Below are 16684 nucleotides of genomic sequence, written 5' to 3' on the forward strand. Positions count from 1 at the left end.
TATCTATGAAAACAATAATGTACGAACTAAGTTTGACTACACAAGGACCGACTTATTCCCCGAGCGAAGTAATGGATGAAAAGGGAAATTTTATTGTTATTGGACAAATCAATCGCATGAATTCCCATGGAGAACTTACCTCAGAGTGGGGAAGAGCTTTGGTATAAACCTCTACTGTAACTCCTGAATTCGGCAAGAATGCTCCCTACGATATCATAAAAGAACTTTCAGATCCTCTTTCTAGTAGTGATGCCTCTCTTGTATTACATACTCTGCCCTTACCATTACCATGCAATAATTATCCAGTAATATTTGCACCAGCGCAATGCCCCAATGCGAAAAATATTTATCTGCCAAGCTATGGCTTCCATGAAGTACCAATACCAGACGCTCGAAACCAAGATGGTAGAAAGATTACTGCGCCGATAACCCTTGAACAATGGTGTAAAGCGAAAGGATCCATGGAAGTTTTCGTCCCTAACGACCAACGAACAGGACATTTTCGTTTTGAATTTTTGGGGTTAATTCCTAACAGTCTTTACACAATTATGGCACTACGGCAACATGATCTGAATCCCCATGCACCTACACGACCCAGCCCACTTGGTCTTCCCAATATACTACTGGCAGATGCTGATGGGCATGCCTTTTATCAAGCAATATTACCCAATCCGTTTCCATCTGTGAACGATCCCTCTGCTAATCGAATAGTAAATATCGTCTTGCTTTGGATGAGTTATCAAATGAATCGAGGCGGTGCGATCGGATGGTATGGCTTAGGAGGGGATGTCCACGCGCAGCTAAAGCTCAAAAAAACAGGTTTCTGGGAATTCACAACAAAGGATTAATATTACGAATAAATCATATCCATGCTTATAAAGAACAAACAACATTATAAAGTATTTAATTTTTTTTGAAGGGAGAAATTAATAATGAGTCTTGCGTATGCATTCTTCGATGTAGATGGCACCCTTATTCGGAGCAAGAGTATGCTCGCTTTCCACGATTTCTGGTATAAATCTTGGCTAGGTTTTTCAACCAACGCTCATCAAGAGGAATATGCAGATACTACTGCTATTTTACGTGCACACCATGATAACCAGAGTCCGCGCAGCGTAATAAACCGTCGCTTTTATGAATTTTTTGCCGGACGTGCTGTAGCAGAAGTAACAAGATGTGCAGAAACTTGGGCAAAGCGCGCGTTGATTAATCCTACTTTCTTAATCCAAGAAGTAGTAACAGAACTAAAATCCCATCATAGCCAAAAAATTGAGCCGGTCTTAGTATCCGGCTCTTTTATAGAAATTCTAGCCCCCATTGCAGAACATCTAAGTGTACCTTACATCTTGGACACAAAACTATTGCATGATGGGCAAAAATATAATGGCCGTTTCGTCCCTCCGCAAACGATCGGCGTTGGAAAAGCGCTTGCGATTCAGGATTTTATTGAAAAACATGGTGGTGACCTTAAGAACTGCTGGGCCTACGGTGATGATATTTCCGATGAGCATATGCTGAAGCTTGTAGGTCATCCTGTCGCTGTTATTGGCGATCCTTTGCTTGAGGCGTATGCTCACAAGCATGGTTGGCGCTGTTTAAATCTACCTAAAGAATCACAAACTCTAGCATTCTCCTCTAAAAAGGTATTTCCTTTTAATGAGACGTCTTTACATGAAATATCAGTTCTTTAGTTATTCAACCTAATCACAATAAACTTTAAGGCTATCTTATTATTTAAACAATTTAATAATACTCAATACATTAAACATAATACAGTAATACATAATGCATGGCTAAAAATAAACTAGCTGAATATTAATGATTACAACTTCAGGTATAGAAAATGCTAAACGAAATGATAAAAAACACGACCGGAATTTACTCACAACAACAGAAACGTATTTTAGTCACAGGAGGCGCTCGCGGCATCGGTAAAGCAATTGTTCTAAACTTATTGAAAAATGGTCATAAGGTAGCAAGTGCAGACATCATTGACATAGAACTACCAACCTCCATCGATACGGCAAGCTTATGTAAATTGATTGTTGATATCCGCGATAAAGAAGCCATTGACTCTTCTGTCCATAAGGTTATCTTAGAATTTGGTGGTCTTGATGTCTTAGTTAATGTAGCAAGCATTTGTTATAGTGGCGATCCAGAAACAATTGATGCTCAAGAATGTGCTGAAACATTTGATGTGAATATTAAAGGAATGTTCTATATAATAGCTGCTACTTTACCCTATCTAAAAAAGGAGATTCGCGCCGATATTTAAATATTTCATCCATATGGGGTGTAGAATACAATCCTTCTTTAATTTCATATTCTTCTTCTAAATTTGCTGTAGAGGGCTATAGTGGTGGGTTGCGCTTATGGGGAATGCCACAAAATATTCGTGTTTGTTCAATCCAAGTTGATAAAGTTAATACGGATTTTCGTCGCAATTTTAAAGGATTCCCAGAGATACCTCCAGAGAATCTTGCCAAAATGCTTCAACCAGATGACATTGCTTCCGCGGTCAACTTTATTCTTTCCTCATCTAATACCGCACAAATTTCTTCTATACGTCTCGATGCTCCACTTTGGTATCAAATATAAGGATCTATCCAATGAAAATCACGCCCAGAATAGCTCTTGTCTTAACCCTCGTAGGAACCTTTTTTTGGGGTTCCAATTTCCAAGCCACTAAGATAGCTTTAACGACTGTTTCTCCATGGACAGCTTCTTTTGAGCGGTTTCTCATTGCCGTAATCGCCATATTTTTAATTATGATTTTCAAAGAAGGCTTGCGGTGGCATGTTTTATCGCAAAATTTTATTTCTTATATTTTCCTAGGGATTATCGGTGTGGCAGGGTTTAATGGCGCTTTATTTGTTGGCTTGCAAACGTCAAATCCCATAACAGCCTCCCTCATCATGGCGACAACCCCTATTAGTGCTAATATTATTGAAGCTATCATGAATAAATCTTTCCCAACCTGTGAGAGGGTTATAGGGATGCTCATTAGCATGTTCGGGGTCTATTTAGTCATAACAAATGGGAGATTTTTGTCTAACCATGTTTCCTTTGCCAAAGGAGATATTATGATTCTTTTAGGTTCCATTGGTTGGGCGTTCTATACCGTGGGCACGCGGTCATTTGTCAAGAACGCAACCCCGCTTGAAACAACAAGCTGGACGATGCTCTCTGGCACCGTCGCCCTTGGCGTCCTAACCTTTTTATTCGAATCCCCTTTTCAAGAAACGATGTCTATGTCCGGCGCTAGTTTATTCGCACTCCTTTGGATGGGGGTTGCAGGATCAGTTTTAGCCTACCTATTTTGGAATATTGGAATAGCGATCCGAGGTCCGGGTAAGACGGCGATATTTTTCAATTTTGTACCTATTTCAGCCTTATTGGTGCAAATCCTGTTCGGCTTCATCCCTCAAATCATGCAAATCATAGGCGTTTTTGTTACGATTTTTGGAGTTCTAATCGGACAAGGCTATATATTCAGCTTACTAGGATCTAGAAAAGCCGTTCCCAATGCGCATAAAGAGTAATATACTTTTTAAGATGAATGGAAATTGGCGTGTTATTTTTCGCTTTATCGGAACAGATGTGGAGCTTGTTGATTATCAAGATTACCATTGATGAAAGGAATGAAAACAAATGACGCATAACCCCGCCCATTCTAGTGAAGTTCTAAAAGTAGCTTTTTTAGAAGAAATGGGGATAACAATACAAAAATTAGCGTACCGTCTTCATATAAAAAAATACGTATTTATTGTCAAATAATATTTTATCTTTTTTTGATATTTTTTTGTATTTTTTAAATACGTTGTGTATTGATAATATCTTATGCTTATGAATTGCTTCTTTTATATTTATATGCGTTTAAAGCTATATTATGGGATTTAGAAACGATTGCACTGTTTTTTGAATCTATACATTTATAATATTTAAAAAGGCTCTCATAATGAGTATTTTTATCTTTATAACCTATCAGTTTTTTTACTAAATGAATTTAAATTTTTTTGTGAATTTTGTTTATAATACATTTAAAATTTAATAGCCTCTTATAGGTGCTCTCTTTATAATCAATGCGTTCATTTACAGTTTAGTTATTTGAAGCTGCTGTTTTTACGCATTTTCTATAGCTGTTATATGCTTTATAGCCATGGCATCATTTTTCATTTTCATAAGAGAAACGATAAGTAGGATAATTGTAATTTATAGACTGTTATGAAAACATCTAAAGAGAGATTGATCATTATAGAGATCAGTAAAATTCCTTTTAATAGGCTTTTGTCAGTGATGTCAGTTTTGTCAGTTCTTTTTAGACCCTCCATTATTTTTTTTGAATGGTAAAAAATTAAAATCAATATATTTCAATATGTTAATATCTTTAAAACATAACTTATATCAAGAGTACAATCTTTAAAGATAGCCAATGATGTGAATTGATTAAAACTTGTCAGTTATGTGTCAGTAAATTGAACTGACAAAAGTGATCATTTTAATGAGTCATTAAAACGTGTCTTATGAAAAGCATATGAAATTAAAAACTGATTACGTTATCAAAATCCTTTTTATGAATTTTATCAGTTCTTTTGAATGATAACCTTATGATTTATAGAATGATTACAACGTGCTTTATGAAAATCATGTGATCCTTTAAAGCCTTTCAAAAGATGGTTTGTAACTCATAAGAAATGCTATCAAGATCATTAGGTTATGAGTTTTGGGGGTGCTTTTTGTACGTATTATTTTATTTTTTAATCCAAAATAAAAATCATTATATTTCAATGCGTTAATGTTTTAAAGAAACAACCTATATTAAATACAATCTATAATATATATAAAAAGGGGTTTTGTAGGGGTTTTGGGGGTTTTAAGAACCTACAAAACCTATAAGTAATATAAGAAAATGAATATACATAACTCTTTTTAAACAAAGCTTTTGAAAAGGATAAAATTATCATTTTAGATTACGGTATAACCTCTTAAAGGCAATGTAAAAAAATCTAATTCACTTTAAGAGTGGATTTCTTAAAAGTCTTAAAGACAATCCAAATAAGAGTATCTAAAAGTGCAAGTTTTTTCTTTTTAGAATAACGCATGATAAATTATCCTTTTAAAGATTGTATGTAAACAATGTATAAAGGGGGTATAGAGTATAAAGGGATATAGAACCTATAGGTATAAGACCTTATACCCCTTATGCGTTTATCATATCCATTATGTGAGCATGCTTTATAAGTTATTCAGTTTCTCTTAATACCAAATTTGGTAGTTTTTTCACGATTTTCATGGTTTCTAAACTTACGGTAATAACCCTTTGAAACAACTCCAATGGGTAGGCAGGGTTACCAACGGTTTCAACAGCATAGCGATTGGCATCATTGACAATACCACTCTTTTTATCAGTCTTAACACACTGACGCCCCATAACCCATTCAAGAGCGGGTTTACCGTTGACGATATACTCATAAGCTTCAAGAGGGATATCTGTTATTGTGATATTGCTGTTATAAAAAACAGTTGATTTATCCTTTTCCTTACTATTCCCAGAAAATTTCATTTCTGTAACGTAGTAAAATTCTTCGGGATTAGAGATCTCAGTCTGTTTTGGATTACCCTTTTTAAATGTGACTGGATAAGGCTCTACATCTTCATAATTCACGTGCAAATGCCCCAGTTCACGCCCTGCTGTCACAAATTTCCAAAAATCATCAGCACTCTTTACGCAAGGGATACGAGGCAGTTCTTTGCATAAATTATGAGCATAACGGGCGCGGTAATCTTCCGAATGAAGTAAACCGTAAACGTAATAAAACAAATCATCTTTAGTGATTTTTTCATTAGGATAAGCCGCTTTAAAATGTGCTAATCCTTCATCAGTAATGGAATCACGTCTCTGTAAACCAGATGTTGTGTTTGCTTCTGTAAATAAATGGGATTGTTTCTCACTTTTATTTTTTAAAGATTCAGTATTTTCGTAAATATAACGTGGAAAGCATTGACCAGTATGCACTGCATGAAAATTAGGTAAAGCCTTAGTCATTAAAGTAGAAAAAACTGTTTGAGTTGCCGTACCTGTAATTTGTATTACTTGATTTTCAATCGCTTTTCCCATTGGGAATATACGAGGCATCTGTAAAACCAATTCATTGAAAATGCGATTATAATAAAGCCATTGTTGTATAAAAGGGCGATATAAACTTTGCGTGAAACATGCTTCTTCGAAGTTGAAAGTCTTTCTTTTTACCAATTCTTGTTTAAGAGCGCGACTCCAACTGATTTTTTTAGCATCTGAATTTACAAAATTGTCTACAATATTGGTACGTGTTTTACGGTCAGCATGTCCATAAGCAGCATTAAAACGTTTTACCTCACTATTATAAAAGGCTACCATATTACTCATATTTTTTGATAAAGCATCACGGCTAGAGTTGTATGTCCAAGCGTCACGATTGGTTTTTATACCACATGAAGAAGCTTCAAATAGTTTTTTATTATGCCCTTTTTTATCATCTAAGGCGAGAAACGTTTCAAAACTGTCATCACGTTGATGAATCCAATCATCATGCTTATCTGGTGTAATTATTTGCCAGCCTTGTTCACGTGTAATACCACCAACACTACCAAAGTCTTGAATCATTCCAAGTTTTTTTTCGGTAGAAAGATTATTACCAATATCATGATAGTAAATTTTACACTCTCCAGAAACATTGGGATTTTTGATAAATAGCGTTACCGCAATACCAGTCATACTACCACTACCAAAAATATTCTCTCCTTCTTGAGAAGCTCCATTGCTTAATATATTTTTGCGGATATCCCCCCGTAAATTAAGCACATAAATACTCGTAAACTCTTTGGCTAAAGATTTTCGTAAACCATCCATTGTTGGCTTTTCTACATAATTAGAACCAGAAACAAAGCCGATTACTCCAGCATTACCAATACGGTCACTAGCCCAGCGAATGGCACGAATATAACTATCATATAACTTTTGCGTACTAGTTGCTTTCGATTGAGCTATATAAGTCTCACGAATGCGGTCATTTAATATCGGATAGGGTGTATTTTTTGCATTATCATTCTCATTTTTTTGTCCTACCGAATAAGGAGGATTGCCAAAGATAACTTTGATATTTAGATTCTTTTGATGTTCTAAATATTCACTGTTTTCTTTGAGTATACCGTCTATCAAGTTTTTTTCTTTAAGTGTCTGAAACGTATCAGCCAAACCAATATGCTTAAAGGGAATGTAATCTCCTTTCATAAGACTATGATACGTCGATTCAATGTTAATCGCTGCTATGTAATAGGCAAGTAAGACAATCTCATTAGCATGGATATCGTAACGGTATTTATATTCCATATCCTCTGGTTTGATCAGTTTTGATTGTAAAAGCCTTGTGATAAAGGTACCCGTTCCCGTGAAAGGGTCAAGAATAGACACACCACGGGATCCCAAGCTTGTTCCAAATTCATTGCGTAAAATATCATCAACAGAATGAATGATAAAATCAACAACTTCAATGGGGGTATAAACAATTCCTAATTTTTCTACTGTACGCGGAAAAGCGTAACGGAAAAATTCATTATAAAGCTCTACAATTAAACTTTGTTGTGCTTCAAGAGTGGTAATTCCACGCGTGTAAAACTGTACACTCTTAGAAATATTTTTGAGATCTTGAGATTCTTCTTTAGGAGTAACTTTATCAAGGGCATTGAGTACACGTTGTAAAGCGCAAGATACGGGATTTTCTTGAACAAACTGATGCCCCTCAAATAAAGCATTAAAGACTGGACGCGTCACAAGATGTTGCGCAAGCATTTCAATCGCATTTTCTTCGGAGAGGGTTGTGTTTAAATTGTTACGTAATTCGGTCATAAAATCATTAAACACCTGCCGTGTTTCAGTTTCTGATTTTGTTAAAACTTCAGTTAAGCGTGTGATATGAGTTTGAGCAAGATCACCAACATTTATTGCCCATTTTTTCCAATAGCTAGGATCGTAAAATCTATTAACAATAGCAGTTCTAATGACATCTTTACATTTAGAAAAAAGGGGGAGTTCTCCTTGTTCTTCACATGTGTGAGAAGATTCGTAAGTTGCTAACCCAATATTAAGTCCTGAATACTCTAATTTTGAGCGTATAGGTAAATCATCAATAACCGTGGTCGTATCTTCTAACGCAAGTTCTTGAGAAGCAGCAACAATTTCAAGAGCATCGCTTACGTCTTGTTTTTTGTGCATATGGTGAATTATTTTATTAAAGTTATCATCATGGGCACGTAAAGCATTGAGAACTTGCCAGATGACATTATACTTTTGGTTGTTTTCTAAGGCTATTTCCGGCGGAATATCAGCGGGTATCCCAACGGGTAGAATGATATAGCCTCTTTTTTTACCCTCTGCTCGACGCATTACACGTCCTATTGCTTGAATAATCTCAATTTGACTTTTGCGCGGGTGTAAAAATAGAACAGCATCAAGAGCAGGAACATCCACACCTTCAGAAAGACATCTTACATTGGTGAGAACACGACACGTATTTTCCCCCGCATCTTCCTTTAACCAATCAAGTTGTTTTGTACGCTCTTTAGCACTAAAGGTTCCATCAATATGTGCAAGGGTACAGTTAAGAGGAGGAGTATCTTTATAGTTCTTATGAAGAGCGCGCAAAGATTCTTGCACTTTTTCTTTTTTGAATCTCTTGCATATGCGTTTAGAAGTCTCAATATCTTTGCAAAAAGCTAAAGCTCTACGCATGGGTTTGGGGTCATCTTTAAGATCAAGTTTCAGATCCATTTTGGTAAGGGCTCTATAACAGCCATTAATCTTGGTCCTATCGTCAAGAATAAGTTCATAATTCTTATCGGTAATAAGATGTTGAATGGATTGGCTTACTTCTTTTTCATTGACAACTAATATGATAACTTTACAAGGTGCTAACAGCTTATCCTCTAAAGCACGTGAAAAGTTGTAAGTGTAAAGTTGTTTGCCATAGAGTTTTTCATTATCCATGGACACTAAAACGTTATTGGATAAGAAAGCATTCCTTTTTAGCTTGTCACTAAAGATCTTTGGGGTTGCTGTCATGTAGAGGCGTTTTTTGCTTTGAATGATGCTGTTATCGTGAACCTTGATAAATTCGGATTCATTGTCTTCACTTCCCAATAAAGCCCCAGTAGTACGGTGTGCTTCATCACAGATGATCAAATCAAATTTGGGTAATCCATGATCCTTTTGTGCATCCGAAATCACTTGGATAGAATGGTAAGTTGAAAAGACTACCGTCATTGCATCTGCTAGATTTTCACGCGCTTCTTTAGCAAGGGCTTTTGCATCCGTGGTAGCAGGGAGAACAAGATCTGATGTTTCCATACCAACAATATCCTCTTGGTTTTTATGACGCTTGCCTACTTTTGTATCAGAACAAACCGCAAAGGAACGCAACGGGATTTGTGCATCGGCTGTCCATTCACGGATTGTTTGTGAGACTAAAGCCAGAGAAGGAACCAGAAACAACACACGCTTGCCTTTCCCAGCAAGGGTTTCTGCTATCTTAAGACTTGTGAAAGTCTTCCCCGTTCCACATGCCATAATGAGTTTGCTACGGTCTGCTTCTTGTAAACCTTCACAGACTTTCTTGATGGCTTCTTCTTGATGGGGACGAGGCTCTTTGATTGATTTAAGAAAAACTTCTTGTTTTGTTGCAAATATTTGCCAATCTATCCGACTGTTTTCCATATGACGAAGGTCAATGCGATAAACGGGTATCGCTTGTCCTTTAATCATGGCATTCACATTGTCACTTAATTCCACTTCCGTACTATCAACGAGAAGACGATATTTAAAGATGTCTTTTCCAGAGGCAGCGATAAAGCTATCAATATCCTTTTTACTGATCTGATGGTCTGCTTTATAACACTTACATTGAATAGCGACATAACCCTCTTGATGACGAAGCTTAGCAACTAGATCAATACCGATATCATTTTTATTCCAACCTTCATGCTCTTGCGCCCATTCATAATAGGTTTCTACCTTTTCGTAGCGTCCATAATGGAGAGGGTCTTTCGTCAAATAAGCTATGACAAGGTTTTCAAACAATGTTCCTAATTCACGGAGTGATTTAGCTTGTTGACGATAATATTCCAACAGAGAGCGTAAAGTGACATGTTCATTATCATACTTATTAAAGTGATGCATATTACAACAGGGCTTCGTTTTCATATAATATGATTAATAATCATCAAAAGAATCAAAACGAATTCAATTAAATACATTTAAAGTAAATAACGATAAAAATGGGAAAAAGCTGCTAAAAAAAGCGGATATTTTTTTCAAAAGGGGTTTTAAAGCTTGTTTATCAACAGCCCATGACATGGAATAAGACCAGCAAAGTAGTAAAATCTGCTATTCATTTCACGGGTTAATCAAGATAAATGTACTATGTACTTTAAAATATCAGAATGAGTACTTTGATAAATTTTATGAATCATTTTCCTTATAGGTTTTGAAGGTGTAAAAACCGTCAAAACCCCGTCAAAACCTATAGAGATTGTATTTTGGATATCTTTTATACAAGGTAAAAGGAGCATGTTTCTTCTTTAAAAAATGATAAAACAAAAAACCTCAAAGATAATTCGTAAACTCTTTGTTGGTACGATAAGATCTTTGAAGGTTTTAAGGATAACAAAAGATTACAATGACTTCATTGTTTGATGCTGTTGTTTTTAACGAAAGGGTGCCATTCATAACGTATGGTAGGTCGACCGCCTTGAGAGCTATTTTCGCTTGCTATTTGACGAATATGATTGGAGCGACATAAGAGCTCTAAAGCTTTCTTAACAGCTCTATTATCTGTTAAACCGATCCAACTTCTTTGATGAATATCACGTAAAGTAAAAACATCGGGTAAACAATCACAACGTTCGACAATCAATTTTGCCCCCTCTGTTGCTAAGTTATCCGCCGCCGCATAAAGCCTTTTGACATGACTGAACAAATATTTTTCCCATCGCAAGGCTGTTTGAAGGGCATCTTTATTGATTTCAAAACGCCCCCCTTCGGTTAATTCAAAAATCAACGCAAGGCTTGCTATGGTCTTTGGCATTTTTAAAAGATGCGCTTGTAAGCTTTCAGAAAGGTTATTCTCTTTAGCTTTTTTAAAAATCTTTTGCATCCACTTACGAAAGATCTCTTGAGCATCAGCAGAAAAACGCATGACAAGCGGGTGTTCAGAAGAATCAAGGGGTTTATATCATAATGAGAACGTATTAAGCTAAGAGGAGATGCCAAATTCTCAAAGGAGAAGTGCAATGCACCTTTACGAGTTTTTTGGACTTCATGATTTTTTGTACAACATTATGCCCCCCAAGATTATGTGCCCTTAAGCAGCTACAGTCGTTGATACAATATCCTCAGCAAGCATTTGTTCATCTTGCACATATATTTTTAGTATTTTTAATAATTTTTTTTTGGAAGATTTCTTGGTACGGCACGCGATACATCAGTGCTAACGTTCTCTTAAAAAACACACAGATAATTAATCAGCTTCAAAAAACAACCTTACCAATGAAGTACTAGCTAGAGGGTTGCATGCACAACGCAATAATGGCACACTGATTCCCACAAGCGTGCTTCACATATTGCACGCATAGCCTGTATAGAGTCTACCGCTCCTAAATACTCAAACGTAAAAACGTAATGCTACTGGATCGTATAGTGACCGCAGTTGCACCCTTAAACACCGGTTCCTCCCCATATCATAATGCTTGACAAAAGCATCATGCCATCATAGCAACGGCTTTGCGTAGGGGTTACACAACATAGTTCTACAAATTGTTGATGCATTGCCAAGCTAACAGTTTTCTTGCCCACCTACGCCAATGAGACCATCACTATCCTCTTTTTGAATCGTAAAACAAAATGATTTTCCATGAGCGATAAACCATCTGCTCAAAGTCCAGCTAACTCAAAACTCATAGCATTCTAAACCTTTAGGCTCGCTCTTCCCCCAAGGGGGCATAGTCAGATATATCACTTCCCTCTCCTATTCACGCGCTGGGATAAAAAAATCTGAAACTACGAGGCAACGCTGCATTTGTATGCAGCGTTGTTGTTAGGAATAAGCTTCTATTGAGATAGTTCTAATGGGAAGCACCCACAGCTAATGGTATAGGGATTAATTTGGATTCTTTCGAAATGCTATATATAAATTTAATGTGCCGCCCCACAACACACCACCAGTAAACCCACTTAAAAGACCAAAAAGAAGGTTAAAATCAAATGCATATTTCAAATCAGGTACAACCTTGAGAAAAACAATCAATGTGAATTTGATGACAAAAGCGATAAGAATAAATGTCAGCGTCAACGGCGTACCAGGCAGAATAATGAAATCCGTTCCCTCTTTGATTTTTAAACGCGCAGTAGCACGCCAGAGCAACCATCCAACGCCAAAGCCGATCATCAGCCCTGCCAACATTGAGACTGCTCCCCAGCGCGGGAAGGCCAGCTGGTTAATCACATCGCTTGCGCCCAAAAAAAGAAAGACTAACGGCAAGAGAAAAAGGCGGTAAACCTTCGTTTCCCTATCTTTCAATGCGATTATTCCCCTCGCGATGAGAAAAATAAGCAAAATCCAAGCCCATAAAGGGGTTCCGGTCAGAATGTTAAACAATGACATATTATGCTCCATGATGTTTGATGCGATAAAAATATTGCATGATGTTAGGAAGATATTTAGAAAAAAGAATACCAGCACAAATTAAACCCATAGTGATTAACCAAATCTGGGGGGTCCATGTAAAAAAAGCCACTAGAAGACCATTGGCAAAAAAGATGATTACCCAAATACATGTAATATATTTATTGATGAGATAAAATAGGATATGTTTGCGTTTTTCTTCAGAAACACTAGCACTGGCATAAAAAATGGTAAAGGGTTTCTTTACCAGCAAGCTAATCAATGAAACCAGAGCAAGTGACAGATAGCAAAAAACTGTGGGGTAGTTCAGTAAAAGTGTAGACCATCCAGCGAAATAATTAACAAACAGGACAATAAATGTCAGAATGTTAGTAATCATCACGGGTTCTCCCTGTCGGATACTTTTAATATTCCTATGAAGAATATAAACAGAACTAAGAAAATGAGAAATGAAGTTTTTTTGATTGAATGGAAAAAGAAACCAGCAGGGATATCTCATTTGACAGTTTTTCCCTTCAAAAAAGCTATATAAACGAGAGATTTTCATTTAACCATTACTTTTAAAGATGTGTGAATAAACTAATGTAAAAAGCTTTGTTATAAGTATTTTATTGAGTTAGAAATCTATACCAATAGCTTTGGCTTTCATCTTTTCGTAGAGCTTGCGCATAATCGTCATATTTTCTTTACGCACATCAATAATTGATTTTTCAATTGACGTTAAACGAGATTTATCTAAGTTTCCTAACCTTGCATAATGGGATGCTATTGCTTGACGTGCTTCATCGTAAGGCAATCCGCCTTTACGATTTTTGGGTAAACTATGAACTTCATTTACTGTCTTATATTGCGCAGGATTACTAACAAGGATTATGTGCTTCTTAATAATATCTATTTCCATTAAAGCTTTTTTAAGACTACTAATCATAGCCTTACTATTGGCATATCTTAGCAGATCGTTTTCTACAAGACTACGCTCCGTATCAATAAGTAATGACAAACCACCGCCTTTCTCAATGTTACGAAGATAACTACACAAATCATTGCGCACATCATGTAGTTTCTCGGTCATCAATGCTTCATCAAGACTTTTTACATAGTTATTTTCGCGAACAAAAATACGTTCTAACTCCTCAAATTCTTTAGAAATGATGACCTCCTATGATAACATCTTTATCTAACCAATCGGGACCATATTCTTTATCAGCATCTTTAGTAGAAAATTCCATATCACGAATATATTGTGCTCCATGCCGCTTTTTAAGAAACAGAAGTGTATGTGCTGGAGGTTCAGTCATTGCTAACCATTCCCACGCCGCTTTGCTATCGTTAGCACGGTCTGCTGCTTCTGATTCAGCAGTATAAATGCAGTTTTGATCTAACCCGCCTGCTCGTAACTCCTCACGTTCAGCATCCGTCATATAACTTTTGGGTAATTTCTTTTGCATAGGAAATCCCTTTCTGTAATCTGTCTTGAAATATTAAAATGGTTAAATCTGATCAATCAAATTTCCTATGAATTTTTCAATTTGTTGTTTGGAAATGAAAATAAGATATCTGTTTTTATTTTTGATCATTTTGATTTTTTGTATCAAAGAAACTTATCGTTTTTTCTGATACTTATACACTTAATTGATGGTCTTTATTGAACGTGACACAATTTTACGCATATTTACGAGTTTCTCCTGATGACAAGATACAGAAAATCAAAAACTTGGTTTGTTAGAATATGCTAACAAAAATGCTTTTTCTTCATTCCATATTGAATATAAACTATAAATAGAAGGAAAGCTTAGTGCTTTAATCGAAAGAACAGAGCAGGGGATTGTTATTGACACCTGAGTTTTTTGTATAACCGATTTTCTCTTGATGTTTTAGAAATTCTTAAAGATGTTAGTGAGCATAATTTATAAAGTACGCCAATTTATTAAGGGATAACAACCTATCATCATGAGCAAGACAACGGGCCATTTTAAACGCCCATACCCCCCGGCACAGCACGTGTAATGCCCTACGCATTCTTAAAAGAACACATCATTTTAAATCCTATAACATTGCGTCATAGGACGGATTGTGCTATTCATATAAGGTGTGAAAATGAAAAGCCTTGTCCGTCCTTATGTGACAAGGTTTTTTTATGCCGCGTCACTTTGACGTTGCTGTTTTGCTTGCTCGATGACATTCAAAAGATCCGATTGTAACCAACGGGATAAAAAACCAAATTTTAAAGGTTTTGGGAGAGAGCCATTGGTAACATGACGGCGGAAAGTTGAGACACTCATATGAAGCCATTTTGCACTTTCACGGTCTGTTAAAAGAATATCATTTTCTGTCATTCTAAAATCCTTTCACTATAAAAATGGAAACAAATCATAAGCATTTATTAACCATATTTTTGAATCATTGGAAAGGTATTTAGTCTATAAAAAACAATATTTTATCATATAATTTGTGATGTAATAATTTATGAGTCTTATTGAGAAAGAATGAGAGAGAAGAGAGAGAAAGTTATCCACAGATCATGGGGTAAATTACCCCATATCTTAAGATTGACCAGTGACATAAGCCGCCCATTTATCCATATAGACACGGCGCTGTTCTAGATAGTCAGTACGACGATAGGCACGCTCTACTTTACCACCGACCACATGCCCTAAAATGGTTTCAGCAACCTCATAGGGGGCATCGGTTGTTTCAGCAAGCCAATCGCGTAAACTAGAGCGAAAACCATGCGGGCAGGCATCAAGTTTATTATCTCTCATATATTGAGCCATACACTTCTGCGCAAGAGCCCCCCGACCGGTTGCAGAAAAGAAAAAATCATTACGAGAAAGCAATCGTGCTTGTTTTAAAATGTCTAATGCTTCAGATGATAGAGGCACACGAAATTCTGTTGTAGCATCACGTCTACCTTTCATACCTTCAGCAGGTATGGTCCAGATATCGCCATCAACTTGATCTTTATGAATATAACGTAAAGGATGTGTGCGAACGCCTGTCAGAATAAGCAACCGCAAAGCCAGTTGTGTTAGGGTTGTTTTTTGACAAAGTGTTTTATAAAAAGCCGGCACATCTCTCCAATCCATGGCAGGTATATTTTGTTTTTTATAACGTTGTTTGCCTAAAAGAGCGCGTGCTTTTTCTGCTGCTTGTAAATCAACATCCAATCCTAAGGTAGCCGCATGTTTGAGACATATATTAAGGCGAATGAGTGCTTTCTCTGCTGTTCCAGCTTTTGTATGCCAAATAGGGGCAAGCGTGTTGCGTATCTCTGTTTGTGTAATCTCAGAAACCGGCAGACAGCCTAATTTGGGGAGAATATGAAGGCGTAAAGGTGTAAAACAAATTCCATCTTTGCCATCCCCTTTTAATTCAGCTTTACGACTTTCAAAAGCATCCACGGCAATGTCTTTTAAATAATGGAGATTGCTTATTGCTTCACGCTTTTGTTTCTCACGTTTTTTAATAGGATCACGACCTTCGTGCAAAACAGAACGCCATTGGTTTGCCAATTCACGGGCTTGTTTTAAAGAGACATCTCGCAACGCTCCCAATCCCATTTCACGATGACGTCCGTGAAGGGTATACCGTAAAATCCATTGAGCACCTCCATCTTTACGCTTATGAAGTAACAAGCCAGCACCATCATTATATTTGCCAGCCCCCAATGTTGCGACAGATCTTGCATTAAGACGGTTCATAAGAGCCATTTTTTACTCCTTTCTTATACAAATTTGATCCACACATTCATCCCGCTTGTGATGTGCAAATGAGTGGTTTTGATTGATTAAAGATAAGCAGGTTTGAAATGAGAGAATCTTAGGTTATTCGAGACTCTCATTCAATATACAAAACAGTGAATTATCATTATAAATCAACGCCTTGACCGCCTTTTTCAAAATCCCCATGCCAATGCGGCGCAAATTGTTGGGAGCAATGCGGTTGGCTTGAATGGTGGAAACAACGCTATG

Annotated in this window: 12 protein-coding genes and 4 pseudogenes; 8 read left to right on the plus strand and 8 right to left on the minus strand. The window is 36.6% G+C overall.

Translation table 11 applies throughout. The features are described from left to right. The first annotated feature begins 5 nt into the window (after positions 1–5). From ACFINA_RS04325 to ACFINA_RS04355, 7 genes and pseudogenes are all read left to right on the plus strand, one after another. On the plus strand, positions 6–167 hold the full coding sequence (locus ACFINA_RS04325; RefSeq protein ID WP_375615134.1) for a hypothetical protein: 162 nt from the start codon (positions 6–8) through the stop codon (positions 165–167). Positions 168–461: 294 nt separating this feature from the next. Beyond that, complete coding sequence (locus ACFINA_RS04330; RefSeq protein WP_375607430.1) at positions 462–848, plus strand: hypothetical protein; 387 nt, start codon at positions 462–464, stop codon at positions 846–848. An 84-nt stretch (positions 849–932) separates the two neighbouring features. Further along, positions 933–1691 (plus strand): HAD family hydrolase, encoded by a 759-nt coding sequence (locus tag ACFINA_RS04335; protein ID WP_375615135.1) that lies wholly within the window; start codon positions 933–935, stop codon positions 1689–1691. Between the two features lie 164 nt (positions 1692–1855). Then, positions 1856–2598, plus strand: a pseudogene (locus ACFINA_RS04340) (SDR family oxidoreductase). An 11-nt stretch (positions 2599–2609) separates the two neighbouring features. Then, positions 2610–3542, plus strand: coding sequence for a DMT family transporter (locus ACFINA_RS04345; RefSeq protein WP_375615136.1), 933 nt, complete (start codon positions 2610–2612; stop codon positions 3540–3542). A 13-nt stretch (positions 3543–3555) separates the two neighbouring features. Next, positions 3556–3633, plus strand: a pseudogene (locus ACFINA_RS04350) (Killer protein); the annotation flags it as partial. A gap of 18 nt (positions 3634–3651) precedes the next feature. After that, entirely contained in the window at positions 3652–3777 is a 126-nt protein-coding gene (locus tag ACFINA_RS04355) for a hypothetical protein (protein ID WP_375607432.1), read from the plus strand. Between the two features lie 1465 nt (positions 3778–5242). Here ACFINA_RS04355 and ACFINA_RS04360 read toward each other — a convergent pair. The 8 genes and pseudogenes from ACFINA_RS04360 to ACFINA_RS04395 form a co-directional block, all read right to left on the minus strand. Next, positions 5243–10210, minus strand: coding sequence for a DEAD/DEAH box helicase (locus ACFINA_RS04360; RefSeq protein ID WP_375615142.1), 4968 nt, complete (start codon positions 10208–10210; stop codon positions 5243–5245). Between the two features lie 505 nt (positions 10211–10715). Beyond that, a pseudogene (locus tag ACFINA_RS04365) lies at positions 10716–11234 on the minus strand (DUF3987 domain-containing protein); the annotation flags it as partial. A 954-nt stretch (positions 11235–12188) separates the two neighbouring features. After that, on the minus strand, positions 12189–12692 hold the full coding sequence (locus tag ACFINA_RS04370) for a hypothetical protein (RefSeq protein ID WP_375607526.1): 504 nt from the start codon (positions 12690–12692) through the stop codon (positions 12189–12191). Between the two features lies 1 nt (position 12693). After that, positions 12694–13092 (minus strand): hypothetical protein, encoded by a 399-nt coding sequence (locus ACFINA_RS04375; protein WP_375615137.1) that lies wholly within the window; start codon positions 13090–13092, stop codon positions 12694–12696. Positions 13093–13329: 237 nt separating this feature from the next. Continuing rightward, a complete protein-coding gene (locus ACFINA_RS04380) occupies positions 13330–13785 on the minus strand; it encodes a hypothetical protein (RefSeq protein WP_375615138.1) in 456 nt (151 codons plus the stop codon). Positions 13786–13855: 70 nt separating this feature from the next. Beyond that, the gene (locus ACFINA_RS04385) at positions 13856–14161 is read right to left on the minus strand and encodes a hypothetical protein (RefSeq protein ID WP_375615139.1); all 306 of its coding nucleotides are present in this window, start codon (positions 14159–14161) and stop codon (positions 13856–13858) included. Between the two features lie 687 nt (positions 14162–14848). Beyond that, positions 14849–15049, minus strand: coding sequence for a helix-turn-helix transcriptional regulator (locus ACFINA_RS04390; RefSeq protein ID WP_375608484.1), 201 nt, complete (start codon positions 15047–15049; stop codon positions 14849–14851). Between the two features lie 207 nt (positions 15050–15256). Beyond that, complete coding sequence (locus ACFINA_RS04395; RefSeq protein WP_375615140.1) at positions 15257–16423, minus strand: tyrosine-type recombinase/integrase; 1167 nt, start codon at positions 16421–16423, stop codon at positions 15257–15259. Between the two features lie 177 nt (positions 16424–16600). On the opposite strand from ACFINA_RS04395, the pseudogene ACFINA_RS04400 reads away from it, so the two are divergent. Beyond that, positions 16601–16684, plus strand: a pseudogene (locus ACFINA_RS04400) (lytic transglycosylase); the annotation flags it as partial.

Origin of the sequence: Bartonella sp. AC10YNML, assembly GCF_042196825.1 — a bacterium.
GTDB lineage: Bacteria > Pseudomonadota > Alphaproteobacteria > Rhizobiales > Rhizobiaceae > Bartonella.